Source organism: Iodidimonas nitroreducens (assembly GCA_000710935.1).
In the GTDB taxonomy this organism is placed as follows: Bacteria; Pseudomonadota; Alphaproteobacteria; order Sphingomonadales; family Rhodothalassiaceae; genus Iodidimonas; species Iodidimonas nitroreducens.
The window spans coordinates 21,327-41,440 of record BAYV01000002.1 but is presented as its reverse complement, the minus strand read 5'-3'; the positions used below and the strand labels follow the sequence as shown (position 1 = coordinate 41,440).

The window sequence follows — 20,114 nt, the reverse complement described above, 5'->3', positions numbered from 1 at the left end:
GGTCAATTCTCAAAAATCATAGCCCAATGCGTTGATATCATCCCAATAAAAGCGTTCAACCAATGCTTTTGATCGGCGATTATAGAATTTTTTATAATCCCGTTCGCCTTGGCTGTTTTTCCGGGGCAAGACGGCGGATGCAATACCGATTTCGTCGCAGATCCTTTGGAAATCCGTATCAAATGTTTCTATGTGGCCAATAAAATCGAGTAAAAGCCTGCCCTCATCATCGGTGATATCCGGCCAGATGGGGGCGGTATGGGTAGCGACATGGCGCTCGGTAGCGATCTTGTCCCAAAATTCCGGCAGGCGTTCAAGAAAATGATCGAAACGATAATGGGATATCACCTGTCTTGGCCATGTGAAGGTCCATTTTTTGGAAAGATATCGCCAGGCTGAAACCGCGCGATCATAAGGATTGCGCACAATAGCAAATTTGAAATGCTGGTCGAATTCTTCCTCTCTATAGAGGAATTTTTTCGCAAACAACATCCGCTTCCACTCATAAGGCCCCAATGGCACCCGATAATTATTGAGATTATCGTTCCATGCAGCTTTCGGAAGCGCCACAAAAGGCGTGGGCGTGGCAAAGCGATCCACCTGCACATAGGCATCACCCAAGGCATCGCGCAGGCTGGTGCCGCCGGCTTTTCGGATATGCAGCCATATGAAGGGGCGGGTCATTTATGATCCTTCATTCCAGCAAATCAGCCACCGCGCGCTTGGCACAATCCGCATAGCGGCCACCATAAAAGCGCCATGTGCCCAGAAAATGCACCAAGGCAGCCCGGCTGATATCGGTATCTTCGCGATGATTGGTATAAACCGGCATTTTCAGAACCACCGGATCAGGGGTATTGGCGATGTGAAAATTGACCGTTACCTGCTCTGATCCCCATTTGCGCCAGGCACCAGCATCCACATGGCGTTCAACATGGCCGGAAAATCTTTCCACATCAGACCAATCATAAAATCCCCGCTGCATTCCGGCAAAACCCGAACATCCCCGGATATAGCGAAGCTGATCCTGATCGGGCAGATGCGCCAAGGAACGCTCCGCCAGAATTTGCGTGTGATCGGATTGATAACCTTGGGCATGATCCGCCGCATAAGCGGCGCTCCACACCTCTTCGCAATCAAACGATCCCAAAACAAAGGATCTGTTGTCTTCGATACATTTCATCACAAGGGGCAGATCATCAAGCACCACAACATCGCTATCCAATTTGATGACATAATGATCGCGCGACAGATCGATGATCGTTTTCAAGCCGCGCCAGGCGATATAATCGGGGCAGCTTCCGGTATCGATGCTGCGACCTTCCAGAATATTGACCTCGCCCAATTGCGCCTTCAGCAGGGCTTTATCATCCTCGGTCAGGGTTCCATCATTGATAACGGTGATCGATCCCTTTTGCAGACGGTGATATAAAGATTTGATCGCCACCAGATACATCAATAGATCATCATGGCGCAGATTGGAAACAATCGCCAAAGGCGCTTTCACCGGCTTGAGCGGCTTGGTTTTCAGAATTTTTCGTGCCTGATAGGCAAATCTGCGCTTTTTGAGTTTCGTCCTCAAATTATAAAACATAAAGATCCGCGCCCCCTGCTCCATCAAAAAAACTTTGCCCAGCATAGCCTGTAGCTTACAATTTAAAAATGTCAAATGCTCGACAGGCAGCAAAGCTCCGTGCAAAACTTTGCAACCATCTCATGATGCCACCCTTTGATGAGAGGCCAAGGCCACCATGATCGATCAACTCTCTATCCTTCTGGGGATCTGTGGGATTTTGTATATCCTGTTCTGGATCGTGAAAAACGATGATGCCCAATCCATTCAGGATCAAAAAGGCTGGCTGCGTTTGCGGGCGCCTTCTGATGCCAAAAGCGGTTCCAAAAGCGATGAAAAAAGCGGGGCGCTCAAATCTGGCCGCATCCCGCCAAGTCGAAATGGCCAGCCCCAAAAGATTAGGCGGCGTTAAATCCTTTTGATCCTGTTATTTTGTAGCGTACCAAACACGGCTTAGCCAAGGATTCTCCATGCCGATTTCCTCACTGTTACTTTTGGCAAGCCTCTTCGTCATCGTGCCTTTGGTCTTCATATCCCCTGTCGTGGGGGTTTATGCCTATCATTGGATTTCTTTGCTCAATCCGCATCGTTTGGTTTATGGGGTCGCCTATAGCCTGCCTTTCGCCATGTTTTTAAGCGGTCTCACCCTTTTGGCGTGGCTGGTATCGAAAGAGCCCAAAAAACTGACGATCACCGCCCCCACGGCGATCCTGCTGGCTCTGGCCTTTTGGGTGACCTTCACCAGTTTTTTTGCTCAGGTTCCCGATGTGGCATGGGTGTATTGGGAACGTACGCTCAAAACATTTTTTATGGCTCTGATCACCATCGCCCTCGTGACCAGCCGCGAGCGCATCCACGCCCTTGTTTGGGTGCTGGTTTTATCGGTTGGCGTTTTGGGGATTCGCAGCGGCATTCCCACCATTCTCACCGCCGGCGGCCATCATGCCTATGGCCCCCCGGAAAGCTTCATCAACGACAATAACGCCCTGGCTCTGGTTTTTGTGATGACCCTGCCCCTGATGCGCTATCTGCATCTGCAATCGGAGGAAAAATGGATCAGGATCGGCATCCTGGCCACCATGGTGATGACCAGCTTTGCCATCATCGGCACCACATCGCGCGGTGGATTTTTAGGGCTGGTGGCGATTGCCATTGCCCTTGTCTGGAAATCCCGTCAGCGCGCCGCCTTCATTGCTTTGGCGCTGGCTTTGGGCAGTGTTTTGATTTTTTTCGTGCCCCAGCAATGGGTGGAGCGAATGGAAACGATCAAGGAATATGATCAGGATGCCTCGGCCATGGGGCGCATCGATGCCTGGATTTTTGCAAGCAGGCTGGCCATCGAACGGCCCATCACCGGGGGGGGCTTCAGGCCCTATTATGATAGCGATCTGTTCATGCGTCTGGTGCCCGATGCTGCCATGCCACGCGCCATTCACAGCATTTATTTCGAAGTTTTGGGCGATCATGGCTTTGTGGGGCTGGGGCTGTTTTTAGGCCTTTTATGGGCGGCATGGCGATCTTTTGCCCGCGCCAAAAAACTGGGCGAAATGAGGCCCGATATGAAATGGGCTGCCGATCTGGGCCAGATGGGGCAAGCATCCCTCATCGGCTATATGGTTTCTGGTGCTTTTTTGAGCCTTGCTTATTTTGATCATATCTACACGGTCATTGCCTTGGCCGCCGCCCTTTCCATGGTCACGCAAAAACTGGCGAAAACCGATGCAGCCTCCGCAAGCAGCCTTTCGCAAAACCCCGCCCTCAAGGCGCAAGGCACCCGACGACCGGCGATTTCCCGGCCTTTCCGATCACGACCGCCCTTAAGTTCACAGATCAAGGCCCCGACTAAATAGCGGCCCCACGCGCCAAGAGCTTTTCGGCGATGGCTTCCACCTTCCGGGCATTGCCATCCCATGTATAGTCACGCCTCCCGATCAGATCACAAGCCGCCGCCCCCAGTTTTTTGCGCAGATCAAAATCGGTGGCAAGGGCTGTGATGGCCCGGCTCAGATCATCGGGGTGATCGGGATCGATCAGAAGCGCGGTTTTGCCATCATCCAGAATTTCCCGGATATTGGGGCGATCGGGGGCAATGATGGCGCAGCCTGCGGCCAGATATTCGAATAATTTCAAGGGCGAGGCATAATCATTCACATCAGGCTGCAAGGCAATATCCATCACCCCCAAAAGCGCCGGAATGTCTTCATGGGGGCGGGCACCGGTGAAGGTGAGTTGATGGCCGATCCCAAGTTCGCTGGCAATGGCTTTGAGGCCCGCACTGGCCGGTCCTTCGCCAATGATCAGAAAATGCAGCGCCGGATCGGCCAAGCGGGCAAAGGCATGGAGCACCTGATCAAGGCCATGCCATTCCCGCACATAGCCCACAAAGCCAAACACGATCTTGTCAGCAAAACCCATCTCCCGGCGCAGGCTGCCGCGGCGCACAGATTGGAACAATTCGGTCCGCACGCCATTGGGGATAACCGTGATCCGATCATCGGGCACCTGTTCGCGGCGCACATAATCGGCCAGGGCATCGCTGACCGGCAAAACCGCATCGGCGCCTTGCCACACCGCCCGCTCCATCCGCCGGGCCGGCCCCTTCAAAGCCAGATTGCCCAAAAGGCTGCGTTCATGGCACAAAGGGGCGTTCACCTCGATCAGATAAGGAATCCCCAAAGACCGCTTCGCCCATAAGCCCGCCAGTAAAAAGGCATTATAGCGTTCATAAAGAATATCGGGCTGATGCGCGCGGGCGCTGTGCAAAAGCTGCCGATAGGCTTTGAGATTATAACCGGCCTCCAGCATTTCATTGAAAGCCGCAGGCATATGGGCCCGGGCATCGCCCAAAAAGCCTGTAAGACTGCGGCCCCCATCGGTTTTTTGCGCCTTTGGGCCCACCATATCGATCCGATGATCGCGGCGTTTCAAGGCCCCCACCAGCTCCTTGATATGCACCTGCATTCCATCGGCAGCCAATATTCTGTGGTGATAAAGAATTCGCATGTTTGACCGCGCGTTGAATCAGGTTAAAATTCACCTTAAGGGAACAGTGGAATCAAGGGCAAGGGGGGAACGATCTTTATATGGCTCATTATTTCAGCACGGGCAGACCATCACAGCATAGTGCCAAAGGGCCAGCGTTAAAGCGGGGCCATCGCAAAATTGGAAACCCCATGCGGCTTTTGACCGGGACGCTGACCCTAGCGATGCTGATGAGCCATCATCCGGCCTTCGCCCAAAGCCCCGCCTTGGCCAGGATTATCCAGACTACAGCCCCCGATATTGTGGGTTCGGGCAATGCGGCAGCGGATTATATCTATAAAATCGGCCCCGAAGATCGCCTGCAGATCACCATCAATGGCGAGGACGATCTGAGCGGAGAGTATCGCGTGCGCCCCGATGGCCGGATTGCCCTGCCGCTTTTGGGTGATCTTGTGGTCACTGGCCTTAGCACCGATCAGATCGCCCGAAAGCTGGAACAGGCCCTTTCGGATTTGATGACCACACCCCGGGCCACGGTGATGGTGATTGCGGCGGGGAGCACCTATCAAGACCGCATCCGCCTCATCGGCGATGCCTTCCCCGCCCCGCGCACTTTGCCTTATCGCCAAGGGCTCACAAGCCTTGGGGTACTGACAGAAATCGGCGGCCTTCCGGAAACGGCGGCGGCCAATCGCGCCAGAATCATCCGCACGGAAAATGGCCGTACGCAAAAAATTCGTCTGCGCCTTGGCGATATTCAATCGGGGCGTGCTTTGGGAGCTGATACGCTTTTGCAGCCCGGTGATGTCATTTATGTGCCGGAAAGCTTTTTTGCGGGCAGCCGAACGATCGAGATGTCGGTTGGCGCCGCCCAAAGCTATAGCGATAATATCAATCTGCAATCGGGCGATCTGAAACGCGACAGTGCGGTCAGCGAACTGTTCCCCGCCATTCGGATCGATTATGATACCGCCCGATTGCAGGCGCTGCTCGATGCCGAAATACGCCTGCAGCATCGCACAAATGATGATGACAGCTTTTCCGTTGCCCCCGAAGTGCAAGGTTCGCTCAATACCGAATTGATAGAACGCCTGTTTTTTCTCGATAGCGCCGTCTCGATCTCGCGTCAACTTGTGGATACCCGTCGCGGACAATCTTCATCGATCACCAATATCGCCAATACGCAGGTGGTTCAAACCTATCAGATCAGCCCGTATCTCAGGCATCGTCTTGGCGATCTCGCCACGATGGAACTGCGCTATGAAAGCGGTCTTGTTCTGATCAGCGAAGCCGAAATCGATCCTCTCAATCCCATCTTTTTCAATGGCCAGCAGGGCACCGATACATGGGAAAACACGGGCAGCCTGATCCTCCGCTCTCCTGTTAATGGTTCAAAGCTCAATTGGTCGCTCACCGGCAGTTTTGCGCATTTTGATCAAAGCGAACGGGAAAACCGGGAACGCACCAATGCCATTGCCGAACTCACCTATGATCTGACATCGAGCTTTCGCCTGATCGCCCGGGGCGGCTATCAAAAATTCACCGGCCAGACATTTGATCGCGAAATCGATGATCCCCTTTATATGGCGGGCTTTCGCTGGCAACCCAGTGATCGCACGTCTTTTGAATTTACCGCTGGCCAGCGGGACGGCAATACCGCCTTCAATGCCACTTTCCTTAAGATGATCGGCCAGGACCTGCAATTCACCGCCAGTTTCAATGAAAATGTACGGATCGATCAGGAACGCCTGCTTGATAATCTGCCCGGCACCCCGGGGGCGGTCGATCCCACCCTGCCCCCCGACCTGCCCTTTTCCCTGCGCAATAATTCAACGAAAAATGAAACCGCCAGCCTCAATCTTAGCGGCCAGCTTGCCAACCTGTTTTTTGTGCTGACCGGAAGCTGGCAGCGCAATGAAATCAATCTCAATACCGGCACGACGAATGAGGAAAGTCTGATCGCCCGGATCAATCTATCACAGCCCTTGAGCCGCCATTTCACCGCGCGGGCATCGGGCAGCTTCACCGAGCGGGATTTTTCCGCAGCCCTTTTGGGGGGCACGCTGCCGCGCGAAGATCGTGATTATCGGGCCACTGCAGGCCTTGATTATACCGGCTTTGAACGCCTGCTCATCTCGCTCAGCTATGGTTTTTCCACCCGCGATTCATCCCTTGGCATTCAGGATTTCACGGAAAACACCGTCACCCTCTCGGCGCGGCTCAGATTATGAGTTTTTCCTGGCTTCCAGGATCGAATTGAACAGCGCCATCTGCCCGAGGCTCGTGGCCTGCCATGAAAAATCTTCCGCATAGGCGCGCACGGCCTCAGGCGATGGCGGATCGTTCAATATATCTTCAGCCGCTGCAGCAAGGGCCTGGCCGCTGCGTTCGGCAACGATGCGCCCAGCAACCGGCTTTGTCACCACTTCGGGCGAGCCATTGACTGCGGTGGCCACCACCGGCGTTCCGCAGGCCATGCTTTCCAGCAAAACATTGGGCCAGCCTTCCCGGCTCGATGCCAGAATGAAAAGATCAGCCGCGCTATAAACGGACGATAAATCATGATGCGGCACCAGACCCAGAAAATGTACCCGATCCGCAAGCCCCAAGGATTGCGCCAGATCCTTCAGATATTTTTCCTGTGGCCCCTTTCCGGCAATGATCAGATGCCCGCGCCCCAATGCCGCCAGCGCCCCGATCACCAGATCATGGGCTTTGCGTTCGATCAAATGCCCCACCGATAAAAGCACCGGCCCATCTTTGATGCCCAGCTTTTGGCGCAGGGCCAGGGCCCCGGCCTCATCCCTTTGAAAGGCTTTGAGATCGACCCCATTGCGCAGCACCGTCACCCGATCGCGCGGCACACCGATAGCGGCCAGATCATCGGCCAAGGCAGCACAAACCGTGATCAGCCCATCGGCTTTATTGGCGGCAAAGCGGATCAATCGGCGTGGCAAAGCATGACGCGGGATCAGATTGAGATCGGTGCCCCTCCCGGTGATGGTGAAAGGCAGATCAAATTCCCGCGCCAGAAGGGCGGCGGCCACCCCATCGGGATAAAAATAATGCGCATCCATCAGATCAAAGCGATGCCCTTCGGCCAAAAGCCGTGCCACCACCGGGCGGGCCGCCAGATAAAGACTGAAAGGGGTGACCAACATGCCGATTTTGGGGATCACCAGATAACGCGGATGGTTGATCATCAGGCCATGGCGCTCATCATGCCTAGGGATTTTGGCATAATCGGCATAAGTGCCAAAATGCGGCGAGGCACTCGGAAACCATGGCACAGGGGCCAGCACATGGGCTTCATAGCCGCTGTCTTCGCGCAGATGACGCAGGCGGTTTTCCACAAAAATCCCGTGATGGGGCTGCTGGGGATTGGGAAATAATGTTGAGAAAACAAGAAGTTTCATGAGACATCCAAAGCCTGAAGCGCCAAGGCCTGTTGATAAAGGGCATCATAGGCCGCGACCATGATATCCAGATCATAATGCGCCACCACCCGGCGCCGGTTCTCTGCGCCCAGATCATGACGCAGGGATGGATTTTGGGCCAGATCAAGCAAGGCTTTACCAAAGCCCGCATCATCATTTTGGGCAAAAACCAAAAAGCGTGCCTTGGGCGGCAGAATGGCGGCGATATCCCCCGCCGCAAAAGCCAGAACCGGCAGCCCCGCCGCCATGGCCTGCAAAAGCGCATTGGGCATTTGTTCGGTGATCGAGGTCATCAAAAACAGATCGGCGCGATTGAGGGCCGGGCGAATATCGGTGACATGGCCATGAAGCGCGATCCGATGGCCCACACCCAGTTCCGCAATTTGGGCTTCCAAAGCCGGGCGGCACGGCCCTTCCCCCAAAATCGTCAGGCGGACCCGGGGATTGATATGGACAAGGGGGGCAAAATGATCGATCAGCCGATCCAGCCGTTTTTCTGCGCGCAGGGGTGCGATGGTCAGCAATTCCAGATTGTCATCCGCCACCCTTTCAGGCTTTTCGCCGGGCTGGTACCATTGGCAATCAACCGCATTGGGGATATGGCGAATTTTTTTGGGGGCCACCCAATGATGGCGGTTGGCTATCTCAACCAAAGTTTGTGATGGCACCACAAGCGCCTTGATCCGAGCCAGGGCAAATTGCCGAAACAAAGAGCGCCGCCGCAAAGGCTTGATGGCCTCATCCGGGCCAAAGCCGCTTTCAAAATGCAGATGCGGCAAGGGGCCAAAACGGGCCGCCATTGCCCAATCCATCGCCCCCCAATTATAGGTGCATAAAAGATCGGGGCCAACCTTTGCCAAAGCCCGGCGGCGCTGCATCAGGCCGGAAAGCCCCGATAATGTTACATCCTTTAAGGGGCTTTGATCCTGCTCATAAAAATCGAGATCAGGGAGATTGGGGGCATGAGCGGCGGCACGATAATTCTGATCCAGCGCCAATATCTGATGCTGATAGCGGCCAGCCTCCAATCGTTCGATCAGCCTGATAATCCGCAATTGCACCCCGCCGGGGGCAAATGTAGGGAAAATATGCAGGATTTTTGACGTGCCACCCATGCGCGACACGCTTTTGGGCTTAGCGCGCGCCATCAGACCAGATCACCACGCGGAAGGTTTGCAAAACAATGGAAAGATCGAAGATGATGCTGAAATATTTGATGTAATAAAGATCATATTGCAGCTTTTGCCGGGCATCCTCGGCCGAGGCACCATAAGGATAATTGAGCTGCGCCCAACCGGTGATCCCCGGGCGTACGCTGTGGCGTTCCTGATAAAAGGGAATTTCCGCCGCCAGAAGATCAACAAAAACCGGACGTTCGGGGCGCGGTCCCACAAAGCTCATATCGCCTTTCAAAACATTGATCACCTGCGGGATTTCATCGATCCGGCTTTTGCGGATCAGGGCCCCGATCCGGGTGACCCGGGCATCGCCTTTTTGTGCCCATTGCGCTTCGCCATTTTTTTCCGCATCATTGCGCATGGAGCGGAATTTGACCAAAGTAAACGGCTTACCGCCCAGACCCACGCGCTCTTGCACATAAAAGGCTCCGCCCGGGCTTTCAAGGCGGATCAAAATCATGGTCAAAAGCAAAAGCGGCATCGTGAAGATCAACAAAACAAGGCTGAGCACAATATCGACCGTCCGTTTGATCAGCCGGTGAAAGCCGCTGCGGCGAAAGCCATCGGATTGAAAAAACCAGCTTGGCCGCAGGGCATCGAGATCGATCCGGCCCTGCACCCGTTCGCAAAAAGTTTGATAATCGGTCACACTCACGCCCCGCAGGCGGGTATTGATCAGGGGGGCCAGAGGCACTTGGCCACGGCGCTCTTCCAGCGCCACCACCACTTCATCCACATCCTGTTTCAGGGCATAATCCGCCAGATCATCGGGCATATCAATAATGCGATTTTGATCCACCCGTGGCTTCACGGATTCCAGATTAACGAAGCCCGTGGTCACAAAACGGCTGGCATGGCCAAGCTGCTCTAATTGCACGATCCGCGCCGCCTGCTTGCCGGTGCCCAGAACCAGAACCCGGCTTTTCAGATTGGACCATTTGGTAAGCCGAACAAAAATGAGGCGAAGGATCAAAATACCAACGAGGGAAAAGAACATCCCGAACAAAATAACGGTTGGCGGCAGCCGGATATAGCTGATCACATAAACAAAAGTAACATAGGTCAGATAACCAATAACAAATGAAGAGATTATTCTAACAGCGATATCGGAATAACCGGTTGATATTTTCCAGTTATATAATCCAACAGAAAACATAACCGTACCAATTATGATACAGATACTTATAATTCCAACACTTATTCTTATAATATCATTAGAAAATAAATTATTATCATGAATGAAAACGCTCGCCAAAAAGCATCCATAAATGATCAGGCACTCTAGAAGTGCCATAAAAATTAATGGTTTATTACTATTTGTGACAGACATCGTTCCCCCGAACAATTATTCATTCTGAATGTGCATCTATATCTGTTTATTTTTAAATTTCATTTAACATAAAAATACCGATCAAAATGAGATTTCATGTTCATTCAATCACGAATATCTCAACTAAATTGAAAGCCCGGCTAATTCCCGATGCGGATCATCTCCTTGCGGCATCTCGTGCACCTGTTCCAAAAAGCCGGAAAACATCATCAGCGCCCACAGGGCCTGGCTATGATCGCGCATTCCGCTCATATGTTGATCAACGATCCGGGCCAGCGCGCTGTGCTTGAAAAAGCCGCTATCGGCCAAAGCACCATGCAGAATGGCTTTTTCCACAGCGCTTTTCAGCGGCCCGCGAAACCATCGCGCAAGGGGGACGGCAAAGCCCATTTTCGACCGATAGAGAATGTCATTGGATAACAACGGCTCCAATGATTTTTTGAACAGATATTTCCCTTCCCGCCCGTGCAATTTGCGACTCGCCCCCACAGTGCCCGACCATTCCACAAAGGGGTGATCAAGCAAGGGCACCCGAACTTCAAGAGAATGGGCCATGCTCGCCCGATCAACCTTGGTTAAAATATCGCCCGGCAGATAGGTTTTCATATCCACATATTGAGCTTTCGACAGATGATGATCGGTGGGCGCCCGATCCATATGATATTGGATCAGGTCCAAAGATCGATAGCCCTGCAGATCGCGTTTGAACCCATCGCTATAAAGCTCTTCGCGCAGGGCATCGGGCAGGATCGAAATGCTGTGAAAATAGCCCTCGGCCGAACTGCGGGCCAATGCCTGCAATGTGGATTTGGCGCGCAAGGGCTTCGGTGCCCAATCCATTTTTGGATAAAGCGAACCTGTGAGCCCAAAAAATGGCTGGCGAATTCCCGGCGGCAAAAGCCCCCGCACCCGTTCTTCATAATGATGCCAGCGATAGCGCCGATAGCCGGCAAAGACTTCATCACCGCCATCTCCCGACAAGGCAACGGTCACATGCTTGCGCGCTTCTTCGCATACCCGATAGGTGGGCAGCGCCGAACTATCGGCAAAAGGCTCGTCATAAATCCGTGGCAGGATCGAAAGCAGGCCGAAATCTTCGGGATCAACCCTGCGCTCATGATGCGCCGTGCCGTAGCGTTCCGCCACCTTGCGGGCATAGATGGATTCGTCATAATCCTTATCGCCAAAGGAAATGGAGCAGGTATTGACCGGGCTTGCCTGGCTTTTGGCCATCATCGCCACCACCGCGCTGGAATCCACCCCGCCCGATAAAAAGGCACCCAAGGGCACTTCGGCGATCATCCTGATCCGCACCGCTTCTTCCAGCTTTTCGCGCAAGGCTTCGGCCTGATCGGCAAAGGCCGTGTTTTCATCCTCGGCGAAGGTCATATCCCAATATTGCTGCGGATGGGCCGCCGAGCGTCCCCGCTGCTGATAAAGATGATGGCCGGGTGCCAGCTTTTTCACCGATTGATAGATCGAGCGCGGATCGGGCACATAGCCAAAGGCGAAGAAATTTTCCACGGCCACCGCATCCAGATCGCGCCCCAAACGAGGATAATGCAAAAGCGCTTTCAACTCAGAGGCAAAAACCAGCGTGCCATCATCGGTTTGGGCATAATAAAGCGGCTTGATGCCCAATCTGTCGCGCGCCAGAAACAGGCTGTTTTGATTGGCATCATGAATGGCAAAGGCAAACATCCCGCGAAAGCGCGTCACACAATCTGCGCCCCATTCTTCCCAGGCGTGAACGATCACTTCGGTATCGCTGCGGGTTTGGAAATGATGGCCAAGAGATTGCAATTCACGGGTCAGCGCGGCAAAATTATAAATCTCACCATTATAAACCACGCTCACAGTGCCATCTTCATTGAACATCGGCTGATGGCCGCCCGCCAGATCGATGATCGACAAGCGCCGATGGGCCAGCCCCACCCCGGGCCGAAACAAAAAGCCATCATCATCCGGGCCGCGATGGGCGATGGAATCGCTCATCCGCTTTAAAAGCCCTTGATCGATCGGCCGCTCGGATCGGCTATCGAATATGCCTGCTATTCCGCACATCTGCGTTCTTTCCTGTGATCATCTCATGGCGCGCCACCCATGGGGCAAAGCCGCCTTTTTGCAGTGTTTCATCAAAACCCGTGCTGCGCAGAAAATCCTGCAAACGGCCTTGTTCATCAGCCAGTTGAAGCCCGGGGGCCGAAATGGCCAGCACCATCGCCGGGGCCCGCGCCCCCCGGAATTTAGCCCACAAACCCTTTAATTTAACGGATGAGCGGTTCGCCGTGGCATCGGATGGCAGAATATACCAATACCACACAAGGCGCTGACCATCGGGCCCGGACAGGCGCATAAGATTGGCGGGTGGCAGATCTGGCCCCATGAAATCGGGCTTAGTCACCCCCACCTGCACCACATCCAAGGCCTGGGGGCCGATCAGATCATTGCGATAGGATATGATTTCCTTTTCCGGCCCCTGATCGCCATAAAAAGCCATGAACACCGAAAAGCGCGTGTCACCCTTGGCATAAACCCAGGTTTCCTGTGCATCAGCAGCGGAAAAATCACCCACCCAATCGCCCGCCTCGGCCTTGCCCAGAAAAGTCCAGCCACCCGGCCCGGCAAATCCCTCCGGGGCATAAAGCTGCACGAGGGGCGCGGGCGCAATCTGCAAAGCATGGTGGCTATAAAACCGCACCCCCAAAGCCATCAGCAGCGCCAGAGTTGCGGCGGCACCGATAGGCATCAGATCAGGGCGGGAAAGGGCTGAGCTTTTCAGATCAGCCGTATCGCTATCGGCGCGAGGGGCAGCAAAAAGAGCATCAGGCCCCACATCGCGCATCCACCATGCTGCCAGAATGAGGATCAGCATCACAAAGCTGAGGAAAACAAAGCCATAAATCAGATGGTCAACGCCCACGGCATGTTCAAAATTGCTGTAATGTGCAACCAGAACAATACCATAGGCCCGCACCACATTGGCAATGATGGGAACCGCGATAGCCAAAGTCAGAAAAACAACACGCTTCCACCAGCGCTTGAGGAAGGTGCCCGCGATCAAAGCCCCCAAAGCCACACAGGCGATCAGAAAACGCACCCCGGCGCAGGCTTCGGCCACCAGAAAGGTGCCGCCGGGGATCACCAATGTCCAATTTTCATGATAGATCGGGATACCGGTCCACCGCACCAGAATGGCGGTATAATGGGCGGTCAGATCCTGTAAGGGGGCAATGGCAAAATCGCCGAAGGGCACCATGAAAAAGAGATAGCCCAAAGGAAAAATCAGGGCCCGAGCCATGGGCAGACCCAAAATCGCCAGCACAAGGCCGGGGATGAAGGCGACAAGGGCAAAATGGCTGATCAGATTGATCTGTGCCATATCCCCCAAAAGCCAGAGCAAGGCCGCGCCCAACAGCCACACCAACCCCCAAAATGATGCCTTGATCGGCAGGGCTGCCAGCCGGTGACGATTGTTCCAGATCAGATAAAGGGATATGGGGGCGATCAAAAGCCCATGGCCATAAGTGCTGGAATTAAGCCAGATCAAAACCATGCTCATCAGCGTTTGATGAAAGACAAGGCCAAGCAAAAGGATCGCCAGCCCACAGATGAGGACGGCAATCTGCCGGGGATGATTGCGCACCTTATCCATGGGTGGCCCCTGATCCCTTATTCGTTTTTGTACCCGTCCCGCTGTTCATGTTCACATGCTATCCCCGATCATCCCAATGATCGCGAAAGATAAGGCCCGATGCGATTGGCCGCCCATAGTGGCAAGCGCTGCCATAAAGCAATCGCTAACCGATATTTAGGATTGAGGGGATTGTTTGAAGGCACGGCAGCGGCCCGGATCAGGCGATATTCATAGCTCAGGGGCTGCGGCTCGAAGCCCCAGTGTTTTTTGAAATCATAAGATCCCGTGCCGCATTTCGACCGGCCAAAATCAAAAACCGTTTCACCCCGTTCCACCGCCCGACGCAGAGTTTCCCAATACATGAAATCATTGGCGGCCAGGTCCCGCGCTTTGGCCGTGCCGCCGCCATAATAGGGAAGAATTTCATTCCGAAAGCGAAATGATAGAACCCCGGAAATGGTTTCATCCCCTTGCTTGATCAACAGCAATTCGCAGCGGTCTCCGAAAATCTGCTTCAAAAGCCGGAAATAGCGCTTCGAGAAAACCGGCGTGCCCAAATTCCGCACACTTTCGGCATAAACCGCATGAAGCGCATCGGGATCATCGGTCGTAACGCCCGAAAGCCCGCATTTGATGCCCTTGCGCACCATGGCCCGCTGCTTGCGCGGGATCATTTTCAGATTCTCATCGGCATCCATCGTAAACGACTTGCGAAAGCGCACATAAAGATCGGATTGGCTTTCCCAGCGGTCATCAAGGGCATGGAGCGGGGTGATCAACCGATATTCCAGATGGCCCACAGCCAATTTTTCGGCCAAAGCCACCGCCGCCGCATCAAGGGCAGCCAAAGCCCCCGGATCGCTCCATAAAGGGCCGCCTTCAACACAAAAAGCAGTGGAAACAAGGCTATCGCCAAAAAGCGCGCTTTTGATATGAACAAGGGGTAAAACAGCCCGGACCTGCCCGCCGGATTGGGCCATCAGATAATGCGTTTCATGGCCAAAAGCCTGCGAAATCACCTGTTGCCATCCCGAAAGATGAAAAAAGCTTCCCGCTTCATGCGCCATCACAAACGCATCCCAGCGATCATGATCGCCCGGCTCTAAAGGCGTGATGCTGATAGGCTGGGTTCCGTGCATCATAAAGCCTTTCCAACAGCAAACCGGCTATCAAAGCGATCCCAGCGCCCCTTTTGCAAAAGGCGCTCAAGCTTCATTTTCATGCGCGACAGATTGGTATAATGGCGAAAGCGGGTTTTCGCCCCCAGTCCTTCGATGCGGGGCTGATCGGGATCGATCTCCCAGGGATGGAAATAAAAAATCAGCGGCATCGCATCATGTGCCCGCACACGCTCCATCATCCAGTTTGAAGCGGCAAAAGGCAAAAGCCGAAAATAGCCCCCGCCGCCACAAGGCAAGCGCCGCCCGCCCAGCATCATTGTGCTGATCGGAATTTCCAGAAAATCCCTATCCGCCAAAGGCTGATAGGCAGACCGTGGGGCATCGGGGATCCCATAATGATCATGCTTGATCGGATAAATGCTGGAGCTATAGCGATAGCCTTCCTCGGCTAGAATGGCATGAGCCCAATCGGTCCCGGGGGTGAGGGAAAAGCTCGCCGCCCGATAGCCCAGAACCACACTGCCTGAAATATCTTCCAAAAGCGCCCGGCTTTCACGCACATCGCTGCGAAAGGCTTCCGGGCTTTGGGACGACACCCGGATATGCTGCATGCCATGGCTGGCAATTTCATGGCCACGCTTGGCGATTTCGCGGATCAGATCGGGATAGCGGCGGGCGATCCAGCCCAAAGTAAAGAAAGTGGCCTTAGCCTGATGGCGATCGAATAAATCCAGAATCTCATGAACATTGCGCTCCACCCGGCACGCCATCGACGGCCAATCGCGCCGATCAATGATGCCCTCCATGGCCGAGACCTGAAAATAATCCTCAACATCCACGCTCATCACATCAGCCAAGGCTGCAGGCTGATCTGCGGACCCATATGACACCTGTTCCCGATTTAAATCCATAATCAAACCCCACGATTCTTTGTCTGCTGGCCCAGCATCAGCTTCAAGCGTGACAATCGTGATTTATGGAGATCCATTTTTCGCCGCAGCCGCCCCATATGCTGCAAAAGCGCCTGATGCTGGCTCATTTGCGATGCCAGATCCTGCCGCACCTGTGGCGCGTTTGATGCCCCTTGCCGGTTCATCGGCTCCGCCAAAAGGGCAAGGCCGCTATCGCCGGTGAGCGGCAGATCCAAAATATCCTGCTGATCCGCTAAAGCCGGTAAAGGTGCCTGAGGCGCCGCCAAGCTGATCGGCTTCGGTTGCTCGGGGGGGGCGGCCACAGCATCCATAAGATTTTCCCCCCGCATTTCCGCCGTTACATCATCAACGGCAGAGCAAGTGATCCTGGTCAGTTCCTCAAGAAATCCATAAAGCAACAAGCGATCACATAAGCGGTTGATTTTGCGCGGAACACCGCCGGTTTCAGCAAAAATGCGCTGACAGGCCCCATAGGTGAACAGGCTTTGATCGCGAACCCCCGCCTGCTGCATCCGATGGGCGATATAAATCGGCACGTCTTCAGCGGTCAGGGGCGCCAGATGATAGGATGCGATCACCCTTTGCCTGATCTGCTCGCAAGCCGGGCTGGCCAAACGGCTGCGAAATTCCGGCTGGCCCACCAGCAATTGCTGCACCAGCGGCTTCTCATTATTTTGAAAATTTGAAAGCATCCGCAGTTCTTCAAGAGCACCGGCTGACAGATTTTGCACCTCGTCAACAATCAGCAGAACCGATTTCCCCGCCTGCCCCAAACGCAGAAAAAAACTGTTCAGATCGCGCAGATAAGAAGCCTTGCTCGCCCCGCTTTTGCGCAAATTCAGTTCGCTGGCAATCAATTCCAGAAGATTTTCCGCCTCAAGCTGAGTGGTGCTGATCCGGGCCACTACAACATTTTTGAGTTGACCGTTTTTCAAAAGATAATCGATCAGCGTCGTCTTGCCCGCCCCCACATCGCCGGTGACGATGACAAAACCTTCAAGCTTGCTCAAGCCATAGCTGATGGTAGCCATCGCCCGCTTATGGACCCGGCTATCATAGAAGAAATTGACATCCGGTGTCAGTTGAAAGGGGTGCCGCTTCAATCCATAATAATCAAGATACATCTGATCCTCCCAGCCATGAAGGCTGAGGCTCGGCCATCCTATCTTGATGTTCAGAATCGACGCTCATATTTGGTTCCGATAGCTGCGATCACCATAATAGCTATAGGTTGTATCACCGATCCCCGGCACCATCTTGTTCAAAACCAGCCCCAGCTTGCAATCAGCAGGCAAAAGCTGCACCGCCTTTTCAAGGGCTTCGCGCTGGGTTTTGTTGGATTCCACAACGAACACAACCTGCCCCATCAATTCTGCGAGCACCGCCGGTTCCGAACAGGACAACATCGGCGGTGTATCAAAAATGATCAGCCGATCAGGATAGCGATCCGCCATTTCCTGCGCGATCTGCTGCATCCGTTGGCTGGCCAGCAATTCGGTGGACATATCATCCCGCCGACCCGGCCCGATCAGCGACAGGCGTTCGATATTGGTGCGCAATAAAATCTCGCTCAGATCGGTATCGGGGTTTTTCAGCATATCCATCAAACCCAGGCGACGACCAAGCCCCAAGCGATTGAAAACAGCCGGGCGTTCAAAATCGGAATCCACCAAAAGCACATGAAAATCCACCTCGCAAGCAAGGCTGATCGCCAGATTGAGTGCCACGAAACTTTTACCTTCGGATGGAAAAGCGCTGGTCACCATGATCAGATTGGATCGCTCCACATCCCGAAACCAAAAGGCCTGCACCACCGAACGCTTGATCAGGCGCATTTCTTCAGCCAATTGCGAGCGCATGGTTTTGGGTGTGAGATAACCATGAGCCGCCAGCATATCCAGATCAATCGTCACATCGACGATGCCATCCTCGGGCGCTATTTCATGTCCGGATTTCCGCCGGGCACCGCGAAGGCTATTCACATGCACACCTTGGCCGGATGGCTGTTTTTCGGGCTTGATGGCATCAGCATTTTGAACGGATACCGTCTCCGTGCGCAGTCGGGCGGCGGCCCGCTCGATCAAGGACGCATCTTCCAGAGGATCGCCAGCCAATTCTTTGCCAGCGCGGTCTTGCTTGGGGTGTGAACCACGATCAGACATCAAAAACCCCGCCTGATGGCCTATAAACTGCCACACAAATTTTCATGATCATGCTTGCCTTGCATTCAAATCAAAGGAAGTGATCATGGGCGAACTCCTGAATAATGAAGGGCGCAAACGATCAATCACCAATATAATCAGCCCGAATATGAAAACGAATAGACATAAGCCATAAGCCAACATCTGATGCATCGGGATACCATAACGGCTTTCTATATATAAAAGCCCAATAAAGACTGATAACAATACAGATAATGAAATCCCAAGGCTTATTTTATCCTTAATGCCCTTACCCGGATCATCATGGCCAACAACGGTGAGAAAGCCGATGACGGGAAAATCAAAATCCCGCTTTAAATGATCAACACTGCCATAAGTGACCCGTGCAACAGCCAATAGCCAAGCCACGGCACTCCCGGCAACAAAGCTCATCATTAGGATCGCCCCCAAAAACAAGGCCCGGGGTGGACCGCTGGGCATAAGCGGGACAGAAGCCGCTTCGATAATGCGAAAATTCACGCGGCTGCCCGCCTGCTCGCGATCCGAAGAAATCCGCGCCGATTCCCTCCGCGCCAGCAGGGTTTCATAATTTTTCTGGATCACATCATAATCCCGGGTCAAGCGCTTCATCTGCGCTTCCACTTCCGGCACCTGGAAAACTTTTTGTTCCAGATCATTCACCGCCTGCCGGGCCCGATTAACCTTTTCGCGCAGTGTTTCGGCATTCGAACGCTCGCGCACCAATTCCATACGCAAATCGGCATAAACAGGATTGGGGATGGTCACAGTATTGGCGGCGGGACCCGAGCGCAAATCATCGCTTTGCCCGAAATTATCAACAAAAGCCGCATGCTGGCGCATCATCGCTTCAAGCCTTCGCCGCATCACCACAACATCAGGGTGCTCGCTCGTATAGCGTGATTCCAGTTCCTCAAGCCGACTTTGCAGATCAATGATTTGCACTTCCAAATTGGTTGGCGGCCCCATTCCGCCCGAAGTTTGCCCCAAAATCTGGGGTGTTTCGGCCAGTTCCCTCTCCAAAAGCCTTTGCCGCGCTTCGGTATCCTGAAGCTGACCCAAAAGGCTCGACAAATTGCCCCGGGCATCAGCCAGATTGCTTTGCAAGCCGGTTTGGCCGGGCAGAAAAGCCGCATTTTCCTGCTGAAACTGCGCCAGAGCTTCCTCAGCCTCATTGAGCTTTTTTTCATAATCGGTAATCTGCCGATCCAGAAAGCCCTGTGCATTATCCATATCGGCGCGATTGCGCCCCAGATTATTTTCAACAAATAAAGTGGTCAGCGCCTGCACCACATCCCGCGCCCGCTGCGGGGAGCGATCAACATAGCTGATATCAAAAAGATTATCTCTTTGCGCAGTCAGAGATATTCTTTTTTCCAGTTGATCGAGCATCACCTCCAGCCCCGCCGGGGTGCTGGCCTCGATATCCATATCGGTCATTCTGGCCAACTGCTCGATATTGGGCCGGCTCAACAGGGTTCGGCGCATGATCTCGATCTGCCGATCCACATTTTCTTCAACCGCAACGCCTGCCAGCAAGGGGCTTAAAATCGTCGCCGTATCCACATAGATTTTAGCCGATGAACGATATTCATTGGGCAAGGAAGAAACACCCGCCCAGCCAAGGCCCGCGATCATGGCGGCAATCGCAAAGATCATCCAGCGCCGCCGCCAAAGCGCACCCAGATAAAATAAAAGCTGTTGATAGATTTCGTTCACTTGCAATAAAGCCCATCAAAAATGA

At 53.7% G+C, this 20,114-nt stretch carries 16 protein-coding genes; 3 read left to right on the top strand and 13 right to left on the bottom strand.

What is annotated here, in order from left to right:
• Positions 1 to 9: 9 nt before the first annotated feature.
• Together AQ1_RS00520 and AQ1_RS00515 are read right to left on the bottom strand one after the other, a co-directional pair.
• Positions 10 to 684 carry a sulfotransferase family 2 domain-containing protein gene (locus AQ1_RS00520; RefSeq protein ID WP_042082839.1) on the bottom strand — a complete coding sequence of 225 codons (675 nt, stop codon included), beginning with the start codon at positions 682 to 684 and terminating at the stop codon, positions 10 to 12.
• A gap of 10 nt (positions 685 to 694) precedes the next feature.
• Entirely contained in the window at positions 695 to 1,594 is a 900-nt protein-coding gene (locus AQ1_RS00515) for a hypothetical protein (protein WP_152550364.1), read from the bottom strand.
• A gap of 157 nt (positions 1,595 to 1,751) precedes the next feature.
• On the opposite strand from AQ1_RS00515, the gene AQ1_RS00510 reads away from it, so the two are divergent.
• Complete coding sequence (locus tag AQ1_RS00510) at positions 1,752 to 1,985, top strand: hypothetical protein (RefSeq protein WP_042082836.1); 234 nt, start codon at positions 1,752 to 1,754, stop codon at positions 1,983 to 1,985.
• A 58-nt stretch (positions 1,986 to 2,043) separates the two neighbouring features.
• Positions 2,044 to 3,423 carry a putative O-glycosylation ligase, exosortase A system-associated gene (locus AQ1_RS00505; protein WP_081836950.1) on the top strand — a complete coding sequence of 460 codons (1,380 nt, stop codon included), beginning with the start codon at positions 2,044 to 2,046 and terminating at the stop codon, positions 3,421 to 3,423.
• Here AQ1_RS00505 and AQ1_RS00500 read toward each other — a convergent pair.
• Positions 3,416 to 4,528 carry a glycosyltransferase family 4 protein gene (locus AQ1_RS00500; RefSeq protein ID WP_161760337.1) on the bottom strand — a complete coding sequence of 371 codons (1,113 nt, stop codon included), beginning with the start codon at positions 4,526 to 4,528 and terminating at the stop codon, positions 3,416 to 3,418. The genes AQ1_RS00505 and AQ1_RS00500 overlap by 8 nt on opposite strands.
• Positions 4,529 to 4,746: 218 nt before the next feature.
• On the opposite strand from AQ1_RS00500, the gene AQ1_RS14260 reads away from it, so the two are divergent.
• Entirely contained in the window at positions 4,747 to 6,786 is a 2,040-nt protein-coding gene (locus AQ1_RS14260; protein WP_161760335.1) for a TIGR03016 family PEP-CTERM system-associated outer membrane protein, read from the top strand.
• Here AQ1_RS14260 and AQ1_RS00490 read toward each other — a convergent pair.
• The 10 genes from AQ1_RS00490 to AQ1_RS00445 form a co-directional block, all read right to left on the bottom strand.
• A complete protein-coding gene (locus tag AQ1_RS00490) occupies positions 6,781 to 7,971 on the bottom strand; it encodes a glycosyltransferase family 4 protein (protein ID WP_042082831.1) in 1,191 nt (396 codons plus the stop codon). The two genes, AQ1_RS14260 and AQ1_RS00490, sit on opposite strands and share 6 nt — an antisense overlap.
• Complete coding sequence (locus tag AQ1_RS00485; RefSeq protein WP_052370619.1) at positions 7,968 to 9,140, bottom strand: glycosyltransferase family 4 protein; 1,173 nt, start codon at positions 9,138 to 9,140, stop codon at positions 7,968 to 7,970. The genes AQ1_RS00490 and AQ1_RS00485 overlap by 4 nt, the downstream gene beginning before the upstream one ends.
• A complete protein-coding gene (locus AQ1_RS00480; RefSeq protein ID WP_313981738.1) occupies positions 9,127 to 10,464 on the bottom strand; it encodes a TIGR03013 family XrtA/PEP-CTERM system glycosyltransferase in 1,338 nt (445 codons plus the stop codon). The genes AQ1_RS00485 and AQ1_RS00480 overlap by 14 nt, the downstream gene beginning before the upstream one ends.
• 159 nt (positions 10,465 to 10,623) lie before the next feature.
• The gene (locus tag AQ1_RS00475; protein WP_042082829.1) at positions 10,624 to 12,564 is read right to left on the bottom strand and encodes an XrtA/PEP-CTERM system amidotransferase; all 1,941 of its coding nucleotides are present in this window, start codon (positions 12,562 to 12,564) and stop codon (positions 10,624 to 10,626) included.
• Entirely contained in the window at positions 12,536 to 14,155 is a 1,620-nt protein-coding gene (gene xrtA, locus AQ1_RS14255) for an exosortase A (RefSeq protein WP_052370615.1), read from the bottom strand. The genes AQ1_RS00475 and xrtA overlap by 29 nt, the downstream gene beginning before the upstream one ends.
• 68 nt (positions 14,156 to 14,223) lie before the next feature.
• Positions 14,224 to 15,279 (bottom strand): FemAB family XrtA/PEP-CTERM system-associated protein, encoded by a 1,056-nt coding sequence (locus AQ1_RS00465; RefSeq protein ID WP_042082826.1) that lies wholly within the window; start codon positions 15,277 to 15,279, stop codon positions 14,224 to 14,226.
• The gene (locus tag AQ1_RS00460) at positions 15,276 to 16,169 is read right to left on the bottom strand and encodes an XrtA system polysaccharide deacetylase (protein ID WP_081836948.1); all 894 of its coding nucleotides are present in this window, start codon (positions 16,167 to 16,169) and stop codon (positions 15,276 to 15,278) included. The genes AQ1_RS00465 and AQ1_RS00460 overlap by 4 nt, the downstream gene beginning before the upstream one ends.
• Before the next feature lie 2 nt (positions 16,170 to 16,171).
• The gene (locus AQ1_RS00455) at positions 16,172 to 17,314 is read right to left on the bottom strand and encodes an XrtA/PEP-CTERM system-associated ATPase (protein ID WP_052370613.1); all 1,143 of its coding nucleotides are present in this window, start codon (positions 17,312 to 17,314) and stop codon (positions 16,172 to 16,174) included.
• A 63-nt stretch (positions 17,315 to 17,377) separates the two neighbouring features.
• Positions 17,378 to 18,352 carry an XrtA-associated tyrosine autokinase gene (locus AQ1_RS00450; protein ID WP_052370611.1) on the bottom strand — a complete coding sequence of 325 codons (975 nt, stop codon included), beginning with the start codon at positions 18,350 to 18,352 and terminating at the stop codon, positions 17,378 to 17,380.
• A gap of 48 nt (positions 18,353 to 18,400) precedes the next feature.
• A complete protein-coding gene (locus tag AQ1_RS00445; protein ID WP_042082824.1) occupies positions 18,401 to 20,089 on the bottom strand; it encodes an XrtA system polysaccharide chain length determinant in 1,689 nt (562 codons plus the stop codon).
• Between the last annotated feature and the right edge of the window lie 25 nt (positions 20,090 to 20,114).